This is a genomic window from Aeromonas sp. FDAARGOS 1406 (assembly GCF_019048565.1).
Lineage (GTDB): Bacteria > Pseudomonadota > Gammaproteobacteria > Enterobacterales > Aeromonadaceae > Aeromonas > Aeromonas caviae.
The window spans coordinates 544,006-561,838 of sequence record NZ_CP077378.1 but is presented as its reverse complement, the minus strand read 5'-3'; the positions used below and the strand labels follow the sequence as shown (position 1 = coordinate 561,838).

General features: G+C 65.7%; 15 protein-coding genes. 9 read left to right on the top strand and 6 right to left on the bottom strand.

What is annotated here, in order from left to right; all coding sequences use genetic code 11:
- Positions 1-74: 74 nt before the first annotated feature.
- Positions 75-1,649: a diguanylate cyclase gene (locus tag I6L36_RS02625; RefSeq protein ID WP_109112797.1), complete on the bottom strand. Its 1,575-nt coding sequence runs from the start codon at positions 1,647-1,649 to the stop codon at positions 75-77.
- 101 nt (positions 1,650-1,750) lie between these two features.
- The gene (locus I6L36_RS02620) at positions 1,751-2,668 is read right to left on the bottom strand and encodes a LysR family transcriptional regulator (protein WP_109112798.1); all 918 of its coding nucleotides are present in this window, start codon (positions 2,666-2,668) and stop codon (positions 1,751-1,753) included.
- 163 nt (positions 2,669-2,831) lie between these two features.
- On the opposite strand from I6L36_RS02620, the gene I6L36_RS02615 reads away from it, so the two are divergent.
- Entirely contained in the window at positions 2,832-4,265 is a 1,434-nt protein-coding gene (locus I6L36_RS02615; RefSeq protein WP_109112799.1) for a glycoside hydrolase family 1 protein, read from the top strand.
- A gap of 95 nt (positions 4,266-4,360) precedes the next feature.
- Here the strand turns inward: I6L36_RS02615 and I6L36_RS02610 are convergent, their stop codons facing one another.
- Positions 4,361-5,119, bottom strand: coding sequence for an SDR family NAD(P)-dependent oxidoreductase (locus tag I6L36_RS02610; RefSeq protein WP_103260056.1), 759 nt, complete (start codon positions 5,117-5,119; stop codon positions 4,361-4,363).
- A gap of 130 nt (positions 5,120-5,249) precedes the next feature.
- On the opposite strand from I6L36_RS02610, the gene I6L36_RS02605 reads away from it, so the two are divergent.
- A complete protein-coding gene (locus I6L36_RS02605; protein ID WP_109112800.1) occupies positions 5,250-6,185 on the top strand; it encodes a LysR family transcriptional regulator in 936 nt (311 codons plus the stop codon).
- Here I6L36_RS02605 and I6L36_RS02600 read toward each other — a convergent pair.
- The gene (locus I6L36_RS02600) at positions 6,165-7,175 is read right to left on the bottom strand and encodes an AraC family transcriptional regulator (RefSeq protein ID WP_216986956.1); all 1,011 of its coding nucleotides are present in this window, start codon (positions 7,173-7,175) and stop codon (positions 6,165-6,167) included. The genes I6L36_RS02605 and I6L36_RS02600 overlap by 21 nt on opposite strands.
- 231 nt (positions 7,176-7,406) lie before the next feature.
- Here I6L36_RS02600 and I6L36_RS02595 point away from each other — a divergent pair, with 231 nt between their 5' ends.
- The 3 genes from I6L36_RS02595 to I6L36_RS02585 all read left to right on the top strand — a co-directional run bounded on the left by I6L36_RS02595 (position 7,407) and on the right by I6L36_RS02585 (position 11,483).
- Positions 7,407-9,443: a glycoside hydrolase family 3 protein gene (locus I6L36_RS02595; RefSeq protein ID WP_109113204.1), complete on the top strand. Its 2,037-nt coding sequence runs from the start codon at positions 7,407-7,409 to the stop codon at positions 9,441-9,443.
- Positions 9,444-9,612: 169 nt separating this feature from the next.
- Complete coding sequence (gene nfo, locus I6L36_RS02590) at positions 9,613-10,470, top strand: deoxyribonuclease IV (protein WP_109113205.1); 858 nt, start codon at positions 9,613-9,615, stop codon at positions 10,468-10,470.
- Positions 10,471-10,505: 35 nt separating this feature from the next.
- Positions 10,506-11,483: a Gfo/Idh/MocA family protein gene (locus tag I6L36_RS02585; protein WP_111896941.1), complete on the top strand. Its 978-nt coding sequence runs from the start codon at positions 10,506-10,508 to the stop codon at positions 11,481-11,483.
- 85 nt (positions 11,484-11,568) lie between these two features.
- On the opposite strand, the gene I6L36_RS02580 is transcribed toward I6L36_RS02585, so the two are convergent.
- Entirely contained in the window at positions 11,569-12,453 is an 885-nt protein-coding gene (locus I6L36_RS02580; RefSeq protein WP_010674621.1) for a LysR substrate-binding domain-containing protein, read from the bottom strand.
- A 103-nt stretch (positions 12,454-12,556) separates the two neighbouring features.
- Here I6L36_RS02580 and I6L36_RS02575 point away from each other — a divergent pair, with 103 nt between their 5' ends.
- From I6L36_RS02575 to I6L36_RS02560, 4 genes are all read left to right on the top strand, one after another.
- Positions 12,557-13,537, top strand: coding sequence for a TDT family transporter (locus tag I6L36_RS02575; RefSeq protein ID WP_109113064.1), 981 nt, complete (start codon positions 12,557-12,559; stop codon positions 13,535-13,537).
- Positions 13,538-13,756: 219 nt separating this feature from the next.
- Positions 13,757-14,746, top strand: a complete 990-nt coding sequence (locus I6L36_RS02570; protein ID WP_045524804.1) for a lipid A biosynthesis (KDO)2-(lauroyl)-lipid IVA acyltransferase — start codon at positions 13,757-13,759, stop codon at positions 14,744-14,746.
- Positions 14,747-14,900: 154 nt separating this feature from the next.
- The gene (locus I6L36_RS02565) at positions 14,901-15,896 is read left to right on the top strand and encodes a lauroyl-Kdo(2)-lipid IV(A) myristoyltransferase (protein ID WP_109113063.1); all 996 of its coding nucleotides are present in this window, start codon (positions 14,901-14,903) and stop codon (positions 15,894-15,896) included.
- Positions 15,897-15,990: 94 nt separating this feature from the next.
- The gene (locus tag I6L36_RS02560) at positions 15,991-16,851 is read left to right on the top strand and encodes a PA4780 family RIO1-like protein kinase (protein WP_029314478.1); all 861 of its coding nucleotides are present in this window, start codon (positions 15,991-15,993) and stop codon (positions 16,849-16,851) included.
- Between the two features lie 60 nt (positions 16,852-16,911).
- Here the strand turns inward: I6L36_RS02560 and I6L36_RS02555 are convergent, their stop codons facing one another.
- On the bottom strand, positions 16,912-17,790 hold the full coding sequence (locus I6L36_RS02555) for a pirin family protein (RefSeq protein WP_111897000.1): 879 nt from the start codon (positions 17,788-17,790) through the stop codon (positions 16,912-16,914).
- Positions 17,791-17,833 lie beyond the last annotated feature (43 nt).

The window sequence follows — 17,833 nt, the reverse complement described above, 5'->3', positions numbered from 1 at the left end:
ATGGATACCGTCCGACCCCTGCCATGGCAGGGGTTTTTTTATGGCCGAACGGTGTCCGGCAAAGCCTGGGCCGATCAGCCCAGGGCCACCACCACGCAGTTTCGGCCCTGGCTCTTGGCATCATAGAGCGCCTTGTCCGCCTCCTTGAGCACGGCGGCGATGCTGGTGGCATCCGCTCCCCAGTGGGCGACGCCGAGGGAGATGGTGATGTGGCCAGCTACCTCCATGTCGTGGCTCGCCACCCGGGTACGCAGGCGCTCGGCGATCTTCTGCGCCTGTGCAAGGGAGACCCCGGGCAGCAGCAGCAGGAACTCCTCGCCGCCGCTTCGACACAAGGCGGCATCGGAACGCAGATCCTGCTGCATCAGGGTGGCGAGGGAGACGATGACGGCATCCCCCACGTCGTGACCAAAGCGGTCGTTGATGGCCTTGAAGTGATCGATGTCCAGGGCAATCACCGTCAGGGGCTGACGCTCGACCTCGTACTCGTCCAGCATTTGCTGCATGGCCCGGCGGTTGAACAGGCCCGTCATGGGATCGGTGTGGCTGTCGGTGTGCAGTTTGTCGATCTTGGTGTTGAGCAGCCCCAGCCCCTTGAGGATGGCCTGCTTCAACTGGGCCGCTTCGAAATACCAGGCGTGGATCCCCGAGATGCTGGTGGCGGCCCCCTGCTGATCCATGAGTCCGGCCCGGTTGGCCAGTTGCCGCAAGGGTCTGGCGATGATGGTGGCCGAGAGCCAGATGACGAAGAGAATGAAGAGGGTGACCGGGATCATCCCCTTGAGGATCTCCAGCATCTGTTCATCCAGGCCGGCCAGGGTGGCGCTGCGGGGGCGCTGGGCCACTATCCCCCAGCCTGCGTCCGCCACCGGGGCAAAGCCTGCCAGCATCTCGCTGCCTCGGGAGTTGAGCACGCTCTGGGCGCCATCCTGCCCTTTGAGCACCGCATCCACCACCCGGTTCTTGCCAATCCTCTGGCCGATGCGCTCCGGGTTCGGGTGGTAGATGAGGGTGCGCTGGCGGTCCACCACATAAAGATAAGAACCATCCTGGTAGTAGTGCTGCCCCAGCAGGCTGGAGAGCACGCTGGCGGACTCCAGATAAATGGTGCCGGCGACATAGCCGAGGTAGCGCTTGTCTGCCGAGAAGATGGGGTGGGAGAGGCTGATGAGGTAGTTGCCAGTGAGGGAGACCAAGGGATCCGCGATGAGGGGCTGCTGGCTGGCCAGGGTCCGGCTCGCATTGGCCGAGGTGAGCTTGACCCCTTTCACATGCAATGCCTCGGGAGAGACGGCGACGATGACGGAATCGGTGTTCACGATGGCCACCGAGTTGAAGGTGTTGGTCTGCTGGCGCAACTGGCCCGCCACCTCCTCGAGTCCATGGAGGTCGTTGCCCTGCAGCAAGGGGGCGAGCCGGGCCGCGCCATAGGCCAGCTGTCCCTGGGCCGAGCGCAGCATGGTCTCGGTGGAGGCGGCGAGCTTGGTGGCATAGACCCGGTTTGCTTCCAGGGTGCTGTCGATGAGCAGTTGCCGTTGTGCCTGATAGATGGCGTAAAAGCTGTTGCCAAAGGTAGCCAGCACGCCGATGACGGCCAGCGCAAGGATGAGGCGATGCAGATCAAACCTCAGCAGCCAGTGAGAGTGCATGAACGAAACGGATCCTTGTCGTGGCGTCGGGGCAGTGCGGCAATTTTAAGGAGGGTGTCCGCCCAATGCCATCGTTAATGTGATTCTCGAATGGTTCCCTTTCATGGGGTGTCCCAGGTGGGAGCCCCGTACCCTGCCGTCATGAGGCCGGTGAGGGCGGGATCCGCCAGCTCCGCCACCGTCTGCCAGAAGGGGGCGACGAGGGGATTGTCGTTGCCCGGCGGGCGAATGAGCCCGATGATCCAGCTCGCGTCGGCCTCCCCGAGGGGCAGGGTCAGCACATCGGGATGCTCAATGGTGGTGGAGGAGGGGACCAGGGTCCAGGCGATGCCGGCTGCCGCGGTGGCGATGCCGGCGGCGAAGTCGTTCACGTACTGGATGTCCTGAAAGCGCAGGCCGCTCTGGGCGAGGTAATGGATGAACTGATCGTAAAAAGAGGGGGCCTTGTCCCGGCGCAGGATGGCGAGCGGCTTCTCCTGCAGATCGGCGAGCCCTGCCACCCCCTGATAGCCTGCGGGCAGCACGGCGACGAAATGGGCGCGTACCACGGGCAGCACCGGCCAGCCCTTGGGGGCGGGCAGGCGGCAGAAGCCGAGATCCAGCCGGCCCTCCGCCAGCGCCAGCAACTGGTGATGGGTGGAGAGATCGTTGAGCTCGATGGCGACCCCGGGGCGGCTGGCCCGAAAGCGGGCGATGGCGGCGGGCACCAGCAGCTTGGTGGCGACCCCGAAGCCGATGCGCAGGGTACCCGCGTGGCCCGCCAGCACGTCGCGGGCGCTGCGGGCGAGCTGCTCGCTCTGGGCCACCAGGGTGCAGGCGTCGGCATAGAGGGCGCGCCCGAGCACCGTCAGCCGGGTGCTGCCGGCGTTGCGCTCGAACAGCTCGCCGCCAAGGTCCGCCTCCAGCCGGCGGATCTGCTTGCTCAGAGCCGACTGGGTGACGTGCTGGCGCGCCGCCGCCTGACCAAAGTGCAATACCTCCCCCAGGGTGACGAAGGCTTTCAGGTCTCTCAACTCCATGGTGCCTCGCTTGATTCCAAATAGGAATGATAGGTGGCCATATTTGTCATTGGACGGAATTCTAGAAGTGTTGGATGCTGGTGCCAACTCATTTCGGACCCCTGTACGGGGCCGACGTATCACAGGATGGCCCCCGCCATCCACGCAGAAGGAGCAACACCAGATGCATCATCACAAGTTCAATGACTTCCCGAACGGTTTCCTCTGGGGCGCCGCCTCCGCCGCCTATCAGGTGGAAGGGGCCTGGAACGAGGAGGGCAAGGGCCCCTCGGTATGGGACAGCTTTACCAAGTTGCCGGGCAAGACCTTTGAAGGGAGCAACGGAGACGTGGCGGTGGATCACTACCACAGGGTGGAAGAGGACGTTGCGCTGATGGCCGAGATGGGGCTCAAGGCCTATCGCTTCTCGGTGAGCTGGCCGCGCATCTACCCGACGGGGCGTGGCGAGGTGAACGAGGCGGGGCTCGCCTTCTACGACAGGCTCATCGATGCCCTGCTGGCCCACGGCATCGAGCCGGTGCTGACCCTCTATCACTGGGATCTCCCCCAGGCCCTGCAGGATGAGTACGGCGGCTGGGAAGACAGGCGCATCATCGACGACTTCGAGCGCTATTGCGTGACCCTCTATCAGCGCTTCGCCGGCAAGGTGAAGTACTGGGTGTCGCTCAACGAGCAGAACTACAACCTGACCAACGCCTACCAGCTGGGCACCCATCCTCCCGCCGTGCAGGACAGGAAGCGTTTCTTCGCCGCCAACCACATCGCGTTTCTCGCCAATGCCCGGGTCATCAAGGCGTTTCGCCAGCACGTGCCAAACGGCATGATCGGGCCGAGCTTTGCGTACTCCCCCGCCTATCCGGCCTCCTGCGCCCCGAGCGACATGCTGGCGTTCGAGAATGCCGAGGAGTTCACCAACCTCTGGTGGCTGGATGCCTACTGCTTCGGCCGTTACCCCCAGGCGGCGCTCGCCTATCTGCGGGAGACCGGCGAGGCGCCGGAGATCCTGCCGGGCGATCTCGAGCTCTTGCGCGAAGGCACCCCTGACTACATCGGGGTCAACTACTACTACACCCTGACCTTCACCGACAACCCCCTCGGCGGCCAGACGATGCAGCGCATCAACACCACGGGCAAGAAGGGCACTACGCCCTCCAGCGGCATTCCCGGCCTCTACAAGACGGCCCCCAATCCGCACCTTGAGACCAGCAACTGGGACTGGGCCATCGATCCCACCGGGATGCGCATCGCCCTGCGTCGGCTCTCCTCCCGCTACGCCCTGCCGCTGATGATCACCGAGAACGGCCTGGGGGAGTTCGACAAGCTGGAAGCCGGGGACAAGGTGAACGACGACTACCGTATCGCCTATCTGCACAGCCACCTCAAGGCGTGCCAGGAGGCGATGCAGGACGGGGTTGAGCTCCTGGGCTACTGCGCCTGGTCCTTCACCGACATCCTGAGCTGGCTCAACGGCTACCAGAAGCGCTACGGCTTTGTCTACGTGGACAGGGACGAGCAGGGAGGGTCTCTTCGTCGCATCAAGAAAGAGAGCTTCCACTGGTACAGCCAGGTCATTGCAAGCGGTGGCAAGGCCCTGTAACGGGCCCGGTGCGCCGCACCTCGTTTGCCCAATGCCGGAAGGCCCCCTCGTCGGAGGGGGCCTTCCTTGTTTGTGCAGCAGGCAACCATGACCGCCTAGATAAACATGCCGCCCGAGGCTTCGATGCGCTGGGCGGTGATCCAGCGGCAGTCATCGGAGAGCAGGGCGGCGATGGCGCCACCGATGTCGTCGGGCTGACCCACCCGGCCAAGGGCGGTCTGGCTCGCGAGAAAGTCGTTGACCCCCTTGTTGTCGCGCACCACGCCGCCGCCAAAATCGGTCTCGATGGCGCCGGGGGCCAGCACGTTGACCGCGATGCCCCTGGGGCCCAGCTCCTTGGCCAGATACTGGGTGAGCACCTCGACGCCCCCCTTCATGGCGGCGTAGGCGGCATAACCCGGCATGGCGAAGCGGGTGAGACCGGTGGAGAGGTTGAGGATGCGACCGCCGTCTGCCAGGAGGGGCAGGAGCGCCTGGGTCAGGAAGAAGGTCCCCTTGAGGTGGATGTTGAGCAGGGTGTCGAACTGCTGCTCCGTGGTCTGCTCAAAGCTGGCATGAATGCCGATCCCGGCGTTGTTGACCAGGAAGTTGAAATGGGTGCGCTGCCACTCTCGGGCGAGCAGTTGCGTCACCTCCTCTGCGAAGGCTGCGAAGGTGGCGCTCTCGCCCACGTCCAGTGCCAGGGCGTGGGCCCGGACGCCGAGGGTGCGGGCCTGGGTCACCACCGCCTCCGCCTCTGCGGCCTGGCTGCGATAGGTGATGATGAGGTCGACGCCTTTGGCGGCGAGGGCCAGGGCCCCGTGCTTGCCAAGGCCGCGGCTGGCCCCGGTGATGAGGGCGATGGGTCTGGTCATGGTATGACTCCTGTCAGGGTGGCGGACACAGGCTCGATACGAGCCGACCGGATCACTGTATTGTTCCTTTTTAACTGGATAAATAGCGTGATAATAGAATCACTGTTCCGTTTATCGAGACAATCAGACCATGGATCAACTGGATGCGATGAGAGCCTTCGTGCGGGTTGCCGAGCTGGAGAGTTTTACCCGCTGCGCCGAGCAGACGGGCATCCCCAAGGCGACCCTCTCTGCCGCCATCCGCCGGCTGGAGGAGCGCATGGGGACCCGGCTCCTGCTGCGTACCACGCGGCGGGTGCAGCTCACCACGGACGGCCAGCTCTGCTATGCCAGATGCCGGGAGCTTTTGGCGGACATGGAGGAGTTTGACGGCCTGTTTCGCCAGGGGGGGCAGATCTCGGGACAACTGCGGGTCGACATGCCAAGCCGGATGGCCCGCCACCTGGTGATCCCGGCCCTGCCGGACTTTCTGGCGCAGCATCCCGCCCTGCAACTGATGCTGAGCAGCACGGACAGGCGGGTGGATCTGGTGCGCGAGGGGTTTGACTGCGTGGTGCGGGTCGGGGCGCTTGAGCCCTCCAGCCTGGTGGCCAGGCCCCTTGGTCACTATCGCCAGATCAACTGTGCCAGCGCAGGCTACCTGGCTCGCCACGGGGTGCCCCGCACCCTTGGGGATCTGGCGGGCCACCGGCTGGTGCATTATGGTCCCGGGTTTGGTGCCGGGCAGGGGCGCAGCGAACCCGGCTTTGAATACCTGGCAGAAGATGGCCGCCGCGCCCTGCTGCCCATGGCGGGGGCCCTCATGGTCAATGACAGCGAGACCTACCTGGCGGCGGCGCTGGCGGGGCTTGGCATCATCCAGATGCCGCGGGTGGGGGTCGAATCCCTGCTCGCGGTGGGCGAGCTGGTGAGCATCCTGCCCCAGTGGCAGCCGCCACCGCTCCCCATCCACGCCCTCTATGCCCATCGCCGCCAACTGGCCCCCAGGGTCCAGCTCTTCATCCACTGGCTGGCGGGGTTGCTCGCCGCCCATCTCGGGGGCGCCTCAGAGGCGGCTGCGCCTTGAGCGAAACTCGCGGGGGGAGAGGGCAAACGCCTCCCGAAAGAAGCGGGTAAAGCTGCTCTGGCGGGCAAAACCCAGGCGCTCCCCCACTGTCTGCAGGGGGAGGGCGGGATCCTGCAACAGGCGGCAGGCCTCCTCCCGGCGCACCCGCTCCAGCAGACCCGAGAAGTGGCACCCTTCCTCCCGCAGATGGCGGTTGAGGGTCCAGCGGGTCAGCTTGAGGTGCTCGCACACCCCATCGAGCAGAGAGGAGGCCTCGGTGCTCTCTTGCCACAGCTGCTGGCGAATGAGTGTCATCACCCTGTCCCGGTAGCGGCTGCTGGGGCGAAGCTGGGCCATCTGCCGGTCGAGCTCCCCGAGCAGCAGGGGTTGCAGGGGCAGGTTGCACTGCTCGTGGGTGAGATCGAGCAAGGCGGCGGGAAAGCGTAGCTCGAAGGCCGCCCCCTGTTGCAACCGCCCTTCCAGCCAGCCTGCCAGCTCACGCCACAGCCTGGGGCGTACCGGGGTGGGCAGCACCAGCAGCCCCTGGCCCGGGTGGTAGAACTGGAGCAGGGCATAGAGATGGCAGAGGTTGGCCAGGCTGCTCAGGGCGATGACGTCCGGATGATCGGACTCCGAATGGTAGCTGATCCTGGCCTGTCCCTCTTCTTCTTGCAGGCGGATCTCGTCGCTCTCGCCGATGAGGGGGCGGTAGGCGAGGAAGAAGTGCAGGGCCTGGCGAAGGGTGGCGGCGTTGCAGCACAGGCTCGCCAGCGACATGAAGTCGGCAAAGAGACCGGGTAGGGCGGGGGGTGTCCAGTCGAGGGCCAGATCCACGTGGGGGGCGGCCCCGGCCAGCAGCCGGAAGTGGCGCACGGTGTCGAGCCGCCCCTGAGGGATCAGCAGCTCTTCGTGGGCGATGCCGCAGGGGTGCAGGAGGGCAGCAGGATCCCGCCCGCGGGCCTGCCAGTGGTTGAGGCAGTGCAGGGCAATCCGGTTGGAGACGGTCTTCACGGCAAAAATCCTTGTCAGCGGTGGCCCACCATCATCGGCCAACGGCGGCGGATTGCCGTGAGCCAGCGCCGCTTTCATGTTTCAGATTTGTAACCAAGGGTAACCCTGCAACCCTTTTCACACTTTTCAATCCTGCTCCCAACCGGCAACTTCCTGCACCCGACGGGCAAGTGAGAGGGGCCGCTTTTGCATAGAGTGGCGACTCCTACACACACAAGGAAGATAACAACAATGAAACACCACTCGCTCTCCCGAACCCGTGTCGCCCTCGCCATCGGGGCCCTGCTGCTGGCAGGGTGCAACGACAACGACTCCACCCCCAAGCCCGAGCAGCCCGTTCTGGGCCACCGCACCGTCACCCTCATCGAGCAGGACGGCCTGCAATTCAAGGATCTCGATGGCAGCGGCACCCTGACCCCCTACGAGGACTGGCGCCTCGGCGCCGCCGAGCGGGCCCGGGATCTGGTGGGCAGGCTCACCCTGGCCCAGAAGGCAGGGCTGATGATGCACGGCACCCTGGTGCTGGACGGGGCGGGGCGGGTGAACCTCGCGGCCATGGACAAGATGCTGCGCGAGGACGGGGTCAACACCTTCATCACCCGCATGGCCGGTGATCCGGCGGCCATCGCCGCGGACAACAACACCCTGCAGGCCCTGCTGGAAGGGGTGGGATTCGGCATCCCCATGACGGTGAGCACGGATCCCCGCAACCACTTCACCCATGATCCCAACGCCACCAGCATCGGTGCCGGGGCCTTCTCCCAGTGGCCCGAAACCCTGGGGCTGGCCGCCATCGGCGATGCTGCCCTGGTGCAGCGCTTTGGCGACATCGCCCGTCAGGAGTACCGGGCCGTCGGCATCCACGAGGCCCTCTCGCCCCAGGCGGATCTTGCGACCGAGCCGCGCTGGGGGCGCATCAACGGCACCTTCGGGGAAGATAACCTGCTCGCCAAGTCCCTGGTCAAGGCCTACATCGAGGGCTTCCAGCAGGGGAGCGAGGGGATAGGCAAGGAGAGCGTGGTCACCGTGGTCAAGCACTTCGCCGGGGCCGGTCCCCAGAAGGACGGGCTGGATGCCCACAACCCCTGGGGCAAGGAGCAGGTTTACCCCGGCGGTCAGTTTGCCTACCACCTGGTGCCCTTCGAGGGCGCCTTCGAGGCCAGGGTGGCCGCCGTGATGCCCTATTACGCCATGCCCCTGGGCCTGACCCAGGATGGGCAGCCCGTCGAGGAGGTGGGGTTTGGCTTCAACCGCCAGATCATCACGGATCTGTTGCGGGGTCACTTCAAGTTTGACGGCGTGGTGCTGAGCGACTGGGGCATCGTCAATGACTGTGACAGCCGCTGCGAGCAGGGGCTGACCCAGGATGAAGTCAATGCCGGGGTGAGCCCCTGGACCGTGCCCTTTGGCATGTCCTGGGGCGTGGAGAAGCTCACCAAGGCCGAGCGTTATGCCAAGGCCATCGACGCCGGGGTGGATCAGTTCGGTGGCGTGGAAGACCCAGCCCCCTTGCTGGCGGCGGTGCAGAGCGGTCTGGTGACCGAGGCGGCCGTCACCACTTCGGCCGAGCGGATCCTGGCCCAGAAGTTTGCCCTCGGGCTCTTCGAGAATCCCTATGTGGATGCCGAGGCCGCGGTGGCCCTGGTGGGCAAGACAGAGTTCCAGCAAGAGGCCCAGGCCGCCCAGGCGGCGTCTCACGTGTTGCTGAAGAACGAGGGAGCCCTGCTGCCGCTGAAGGCGGACGGCAAGCGGGTCTATCTGCACAATGTCAACGCCGAGGTGGCCAGGGCCAACGGCTATACGGTGGTGACGAACCTGGCCGACGCGGAGCTTGCCATCGTGCGGGTCAACGCCCCGGGCGAGCAGGATCCCCGCTTCCCGTTTGGCAGCATCCACTTCGGTCAGCTCGGCTTTGCCAGCAATGATCAGGTGGTGCAGGAGACGGCCCACGAAGGGGTCTACCGCGGCGCGGATGACTTTGCCGCCATCCAGGCCATCGAGCAGGCCGGGGTGCCCCTGGTGCTCTCCGTCTATCTGGACAGGCCCGCCATCCTGACCGAGGTGGCCCCGGCGGCCCGGGTGCTGCTGGCCAACTTCGGCGCCCTGGATCAGGCCCTGTTCGATGTCATGAGCGGCACCCAGAAGGCACGCGGCAAGCTCCCCTTCGAGCTGCCCTCCAGCTGGCAGGCGGTGCTGACCCAGTCCCCGGACGTGGCCAAAGACTCACAAAGCCCGCTCTATCCCTACGGGGCCGGTCTGGCCTATTGACGGACAGGGATGTCCTGTCTCTCATCAAGGCGCCTGCGGGCGCCTTTTCCATTGCCCCCATCGACAATCCCGGTTTGGCGCAAGGGGTTGGCTTGGGCATAATGGCGCCCCGGCAACGGGTGCGGTGGCCAGCGCGGCAGGCACCCGGTCACAGTGCACAGGAGATGAGATGAAATTTATCGGAGCCCACGTCAGTGCGGCGGGCGGAGTGGAAAACACCATCGCCCGGGCCAAAGCCATCGGGGCCAACGCCTTCGCCCTGTTTACCAAGAATCAGCGCCAATGGCAGGCGGCGCCCCTCTCCGAGGCCAGCATTCGCGCCTTCAAGGCCGCCTGCGAGAAGGAGGGCTTTCGCCCCGAGCAGATCCTGCCCCACGACAGCTACCTCATCAACCTGGGTCATCCCGACCCCGATGCCCTCGCCAAGTCCCGGGATGCGTTTCTGGACGAGATGAAGCGCTGCGAGCAACTGGGGCTGTGCTACCTGAACTTCCACCCGGGCAGCCATCTCAAGCAGATCCCCGAGGCGGTGAGCCTCAAGCTCGTGAGCGAGTCCATCAACTGGGCGCTGGAGCGAAGTGAAGGGGTGACGGCGGTGATCGAGAATACCGCAGGTCAGGGCACCAACCTCGGCTGGTCGTTCGAGCACCTGGCCACCCTCATCGACGGAGTAGAGGACAAGAGTCGGGTCGGCGTCTGCTTTGACACCTGCCACGCCTTCGCCGCCGGTTACGATCTGCGTACCCCCGAGGGGTGCGGGGCGGTGTTTGCCGACTTCGACCGCATCGTGGGGTTCCAGTACCTCAAGGGGATGCATATCAACGGCGCCAAGTGTACCTTCGGTAGTCGGGTCGACCGTCACCACAGCCTGCGGGAGGGCAACCTCGGCGAGGCGGTGTTCCACCACATCATGAACGACGACCGTTTTGACGGCATCCCGCTTATCCTCGAGACCATCGACGAGTCCATCTGGGGCGAGGAGATAAGCTGGCTGCGCAGCCTGGCCGGGAGCCCGCGCCCGGCGTGATGCCGGGGTCCACCATTGGGTAGCAAGGAGAGACGATGCACGACGAGACAAGGGCGCCCCTGCGCTTTGGCATTGCCGGGGCGGGGGCCATCGCCCGGCGTTTTTGCCGCGATGTGAACGGGCACGCCAGGGGAGCCGAGGTGGTGGCCATCGCCGCCCGGGACCAGGGACGGGCGGACGAGTTCGCCCGGGATCTGGGGCTGCCCCACGCCTATGGCAGCTATGAGGCCCTGGCCGCCAGCCCCGAGGTGGAGGCCGTCTATGTGGCGGTCATCCACCCGGAGCACGCGGGCCTGGTGAGGCAGATGCTGCTGGCGGGCAAGCACGTACTGGTGGAAAAACCGGCGGTGACCCGGGTGGCGGATTGGGACGCCCTGGTGGCGCTCGCCCACGCACGGGGCCTGCTGCTGCTCGAGGCCATGAAGGTGATGTGCTTCCCCGCCATGCGCGCCCTGTTGCAGCGCCTGCCCCTGCTGCCGCCGCCGCGCGAGCTGCGGGCGGCGTTCGGTTCGGCCCAGCCGAAGGTGGGCAAGCTGTTCGATCCGGCGCTGGATGGCGGCGCCGCCTGGGACGTGGGGGTCTATCCCCTCTGGCTCCATGCCGCCCTCTGTCATCGGCTGGGGCTGGGCTGCCCCGCCCCCGAGGTGACGCTGACGCGGGCTCCGGGGGAGGTGGATCTTACCGCCAGCTTCACGTTCGATGAGCCGTTTCGGGCCGAGCTCGGGGCCTCCATCATCGAGGATCTCGAGCGGGAAGCGTCCTTGTCCGGGGAGGGGTGGAGCCTGGTCATCGAGGGCAAGTGGTGGAATCCCCAGCACATTCGCTGGCAAGGGGGGCCTGCCCCCGTCATCTGGCCGGCGGACATCTACCTGCCGGTGGAGGGGGGCGGCATGCAGCACGAGGCGGATCACTTCGCCGATTGCCTGCGCCACCGGCTGCTGGACTCCCCCTGGGTGCCCCAGGCCGTGACCCGGCAGGTGCTCGGCTGGATTGAAGGGGGACTCGCCGGCTGAGGCCGGGGAAGGGCTGAGGGCCGAGGGGAGCATCGGCTGAACGACAAGGGCGCCAATGGCGCCCTTGTCGTATCCGAAGGGTTTCTCACGCCAGGGTCTGGGCGCGGCAGAAGGCCAGGAAGCGGCGCAGGGCGACGGAGTGGAACTTCTGCTTGTGCCAGACGAGGGAGAGCTGGCGGGGGAAGCGGCGACTCGGGGTGAGGGCCACCAGGCGCCCCTGTGCCAGCCGGTCCGCCACCGCGAGGCGGGAGATGAAGGAGATGCCGAGCCCCTTCTCCACCGCCAGCATCACCGCCTCCAGGGTATTGAGCTCTATCCCCGCCTGCCAGCGGGGCAGGTGGGGCTGGAGCTGCTGCTCGAACTGCTCGCGGCTGCCGGATTGCGCCTCGCGCAGCACCCAGGTTTCCCCGGCAAGCCGGCGCAGGGGCAGCTCGAGCTGATCCGCCAGGGGGTGACCGGGGGCGGCGATGATGAGCATCTCGTCCTCCAGCCAGGGTTCGCTCACCAGGTCCGGGTGGTGGTTCTCCCCCTCGATGAGGGCGAGATCCAGCTCGAAGTGGGCGAGGGCATGGCACAGGAGGTGGGTGTTGGCGATGGTGACCCTGGGGGCGGCCCCCAGCTCCTGGGCCCCCTCCGCCAGCAGGGCGGGCAGCAGGTAGTTGCCGATGGTCTGGCTGGCCCCGAGGTGCAGCTGGCCGCTCGGCTCGGCATCGGGGCTGAAGAGCTGCTCTATCTCCTGCATCCGGGTCAGCAGCTCCTCGGCGGCCGGTTGCAGCAGGCGCCCCTCGCTGTTGAGCTGGAGCCTCGGGTGCACCCGGTCGAACAGGGGCGTGGCGAGCTGGCGCTCCAGCTCCTGCAGCGACTGGGAGACGGCCCCCTTGCTCAGGCAGAGTTCATTGGCGGCGCCCCCCAGGTTGCCGTGGCGGGCGATGGTGGCAAACACCTTGAGTTGTTGCAGGGTGAGCTTCATATCGTTTGATTTTCCTAAACGCCAAGTTCAATTCATTTAGATATCGTAAACGATAGACCCCCTTTATCCTATGCCCATCGTCATCATCAAGAGGGTATCCGCCATGATCGCAAGAACCCGCCGCTCCCTGGCCGCCGCCCCGACCCCCATGGCCGGTCTGGCTCTGGGGATCGCCAGCCTCGGCTGGTGCTGGGAAAATGCCGGTCAGTTCGATGGCCGTCTGCAACTGCTGGGGGCCGCCATCGCCGCCGTGCTGCTCCTCGTCCTGACCTTCAAGTTTCTGATCCACCCGCGCCTGCTGTGGCAGGATCTCGCCCATCCCGTGGTGGGCAGCGTGGTGCCTACCTACGCCATGGGGACCATGGTGGTCTCCAAGGCGGTCGGCCTGCTCGCCCCGACCCTGGGGCAGGGGCTCTGGCTGTTTGCGGTCATTATCCACCTCGTCTTCCTCGCCACCTTCGTCTGGCACAGGGCCAGAGCGTTCGAAATCCATCACATGGTGCCGAGCTGGTTTGTGCCGCCGGTGGGGATCATCGTGGCTGACGTGGCCTACCCGGGCGGTCCCTTCGCATCCCTGGCCACCGGCCTGCTCTGGTTCGGCATGGCCTGTTACGGCCTGATGCTGCCGCTGATGCTCTATCGTCTCATCTTCAGCCACGAGGTGCCGGATGCCGCCAAGCCCACCATCGCCATCCTGGCCGCCCCGGCGAGCCTGTCGCTGGCCGGCTACCTCACCGTGAGCCAGGATCCCTCCCTGCTGCTGGTGGCGGTGCTGCTCGGGATCGCCGTGCTGATGACCGGCATCATCTACCTGGCCTTCATCAAGCTGCTGCGCCTGCCGTTCTCGCCGGGTTACGCCGCTTTCACCTTCCCCCTGGTGATCGGGGCCACCGCCCTGTTCAAGGTGAGTCACCTGCTGTCGCAGTGGCCACAGGCGGCCCGCTATGCCGAGCAGCTCCATCAGCTGGCCTATCTGGAGCTGGGGGTGGCCACCCTGGTGGTGGGTTACGTGGTCCTGCGTTACCTGATGTTCTTCCTGCCGGCCGTGCAGGATGACCTGCCGGGGCAGCCCGCACGCCGCTAGGCACAAGGTTTTCTTACCCCCTCGTCATCGACCTCGCCCGTGCGGGGTCTGCCGTTCGTGATGCAGTGAAACAGAGAGGAATCAAATGAAGCAGATTATTTTTGTCAATCCGTGAAGTGGCTTAAATAGTTGCCCATACAGGCGACATTCAGTTGGCGTTAACTGGTAATACCTGTCACGATGTGCGCCAATTTATCTTCCCACTGTTTTGTCGTGCCCATGTCCTCATCTGATCCCGTGTTTGACGCCCGATTCCAGCCTCGTCTGCTGCACCCCCGTTACTGGTTGAGCTGGCTCGCCCTCGGCGCCATCGGTGTGCTCGCCTTCGTTCCCCCGCGCTGGCGGGATCGCCTGGCCGATGCTCTGACGCCCCTGGTATGCGCCATCTCGAAGAAGCAGATCTACATCGCCAGGACCAACCTCGCCATCTGCTTCAAGGAGAAGAGCGAGGCCGAGCGGGAGGCCATCCTGATGACCTCCATCCGGGTCGGCCTCAAGAGCCTGCTGGGCTTTGGCGAGTTCACCTGGCGCAGCCCCGCCCACGTGATGGGGCGGATCCAGGTCAGCGGCTGGGAACATATCGAGGCGGAGCAGGCCGCTGGCCGACCGGTGATCCTGGTGGTGCCCCACAGCTGGCCCATCGACGCGGCGGGCTACTACTTCGCCCAGCGGGGCCTGCCCATGTGCACCATGATGAAGAGCGCCCGCAACCCGGTGTTCGACTGGCACATCAACGGCGCGCGGGCTCGGCACGGCTGCCGCGTCTATGAGCGCAGCGCCGGCATCAAGCCGGTGATCAAGGCGGTGAAATCCGGCCTGAGCTTCTTCTATCTGCCGGATCAGGATCACGGCCGGGAGGCGAGCCTGTTCGCCCCCTTCTTCAACCACCCCAAGGCGACGTTGCCGGCCCTGCCACGGCTGGTGAAGCTGACCGGTGCCCGGGCCCTGCCGGTGCTGGCCTGCTATGACGAGCAGGCGCACGGCTACCGGCTGGAGGTCGAGGCTCCCTACGCCGACTACCCGAGCGCGGATCTGATGGCGGATACCTGCCGCATGAACGACAGCGTGGAGCGCCAGCTCTGCCGCCACCCGGGCCAGTACATGTGGTTCCTCAAGATCTTCGACACCCGTGAGGATCAGGTGGGGCCGGATGGCCTCTACGAAGAGGGGATCCGGCGCATCCGCCGGGGCCTTGCTCCCCATCCCTGAGCCTTGCGCTCACCCGGTGCAAAAATGTGGCCCCAAGCGGGCCACTTTTTATTTCTAACTTGTCTGATCAGTGACTTGGCGCGGTGGCGCTGTGCAGGGCAGGGTAGAAAAAGTTGTCAGGATCACTAAAATGACGGTCTGTTTTGATGATTCGATGGCGACCATGTCCGCACAAGATCCGGTGTTTGATACCTCTTTTCATCCGCGCCTGCTGCACCCCCGTCTATGGGGCAGCTGGCTGGCCGTCGCCCTGCTCTCCCTGCTGGCCTGGGTGCCGGCAAGGGCACGGGACAAGCTGGCCGACTACCTGGCCCCCCTGCTGCTGCGCGTCTCCAGGAAGCAGGCCTACATCGCTGACACCAACCTCAAGATCTGCTTCCCCCATCTCGACGAGGCGGGCCGTCAGGCCCTGCTGCTGAAATCCATCCGGGTGGGGCTCAAGACCTTCCTGGGCTTTGGCGAGCTGACCTGGCGCAGCCCCGACTTCCTCAAGGGGCGCGTCAAGGTGAGCGGCTGGGAGCACGTGGAGGCGGAGCGGGCAGCCGGTCGCCCCATGATCTTCGTGGTGCCCCACACCTGGGCGGTGGACATGATTGGCCGCTACTTCCCCCTCCAGGGGATCAAGATGTGCACCATGATGAAAAGCCCCAAGGATGCGGTGTTCGACTGGTACATCAACCGCGAGCGCAGCAAGGGCGGGCGTATCTACGAGCGCAGCGTCGGCATCAAGCCCGCCATCAAGGCCCTGCGCAGCGGCGACAGCTTCTTCTATCTGCCGGATCAGGATCACGGCCGGGAGGCGAGCCTCTTCGTACCCTTCTTCAACCACCCCAAGGCGACCCTGCCGGCCCTGCCCAAGCTGGTGAAGCTGACCGGTGCCCGCGCCGTGCCCATTCTGGCCTGCTACGACGAGGACGAGGGGTGTTACCGGCTGGAGATCGAGGCGCCGTTCGACCCTTATCCCACCGCGGATCTGGTGGCGGACGTCAACCAGATGAACCGCATGGTGGAGCAGCAGCTTGGCCGCTTCCCCGAGCAGTACATGTGGTTTCTCAAGATCTTCGAAACCCAGGAGCACGATCAGGGCGAGGACGGTCTCTACGAGGCGGGGGTCCGCCGCATCCGCCAGGGGCTGCCACCGGAACCTTGATCGACACGGCCCCCTTGCGGGCCGTTTCTGACAGGGGTGGCAGGCCACCAGCAAACAGGTGCAAACAAGGTGCAAATAGGGTAAAAGGGCGGTCATGAAAATTCCAAATCGAATCCAACCTCTGGTTGATGACGGCCTGGTGGACGATGTCATCAGCCGGCTGATGAGCGGCAAAGAGGCCGACGTCTATGTGGTGCGCTGCGGCGACGAGATCCGCTGCGCCAAGGTCTACAAAGAGGCGTCAAAGCGCAGCTTCAAGCAGGCCGTGGTCTATCAGGAAGGGCGGCGGGTACGCAGCAGCCGCGATGCCCGCGCCATGGAGAAGGGCTCCAAGTACGGTCGCAAGCAGCACGAAGAGGTGTGGCAGAACACCGAGGTGGATGCCCTGTTCAAGCTGGCGGCGGCCGGGGTGCGGGTGCCCAGGCCCTATGTCTGCCTCGATGGCGTGCTGCTGATGGAGCTCATCACCGACGCCGACGGCAACGTCGCCCCCCGTCTCAACGACGTGGCCCTGACCCGTGAGCAGGCTTTGGTGGATCATGGCAAGGTGATCCGCTACGTGGTGCGCATGCTCTGCGCTGGCCTCATTCACGGGGATCTCTCGGAGTTCAACGTGCTGGTGGACGAAGAGGGGCCCGTCATCATCGACCTGCCCCAGGTGGTGGATGCTGCCGCCAACAACCAGGCCAGGGCCATGCTGGAGCGGGATGTCGACAACATGCGCAACTACTACGGCATGTATGCCCCCGAGCTGCTCAAGACCCGGTATGCCCGGGAGATGTGGTCCTTGTTCGAGGATGGCAAGCTGGGCCCCGAGACCGAGCTCACCGGCCTGTTCGAAGAGAGCCGGGAGGCCATCGATCTGGATGGTGTGCTGCACGAGATAGAGAGTGCCCAGGAGGAGGCCATGGCCCGCCGGGCCAGGTTGCAGGCGGAGCAGGAAGAGGAGTCCTGACGGGCCTTCATCCCAGTCAACAAGAGCGCCATGGGCGCTCTTTTGTTTTGGAACCCTGGCTCAGAGCCCGGTCAGGGGCGGCGCTTTGAGACGGGGCCCCTGGTAACCCGTCACCTCGCCAAAGCGCGGATGACCGCTCTCCCAGTCGGCGGCGGCGGTGCTAATGGCCTCCTTGTCGACGCTCACGAAGTTCCACCAGATCTGCAGCGGTCTGGGCAGGGGCTCGCCGCCGATGAGCAGCAGCCGGGCGCCCGGGCGCAGGGTCAGCGCCACCTCCCGGTTGCCGGGGGGCAGGTAGAGCAGCTGCTCCGGGGCCAGGGCCTCCCCTGCGACGATGGTCTCCCCCGCGAGAGGAAAGAGGCCGTGCTCGAAGGCGGGATCCAGGGGGAGGGTGATCTCGCCTCCCTCGGGGGCGTGCAGATCCAGCCCCAGAATGGGGGAGAAGTGCAGAGTGGGGGCGCGCCGGCCGCCGTGCTCGCCGATGAGCAGGGTGAGGGTGATCTCCCCTTGCTGCCAGCGGGGGAGCGTCGGGTAGTGATCGAAGCGGGGCGGGGTATGCTGATCCGCCTCTGGCAGGGCTATCCAGAGCTGGGCGGCGTGCAGATCGGGCTGGTTCGGGACCGACTCCTCGGTGTGGGCGATGCCCCGTCCTGCGGTCATCAGGTTCACCTGGCCCGGACGGATCACCTGCTTGCTGCCCAGGCTGTCCCGGTGGAGGATCTCCCCCTCCAGCATCCAGGTGAAGGTCTGCAGGGCGATGTGGGGGTGGGGCCCCACATCCATGCCGGGGGCGCCGGGGGCAAAGCGGGTCGGGCCGATATGATCGAGAAAACACCAGGGCCCGATGGTGCGCCGCTCCTTGACCGGGATGGCGCGAGCCACCGGGATGCCGCCCACATCGGTGAGGCGGGAGGCAATGCGTTGCCACTGTTGTGTCATGGGGTGCTCCTTGTCGAGGAAAAGGTTGGCGCGCGCAGGCCGC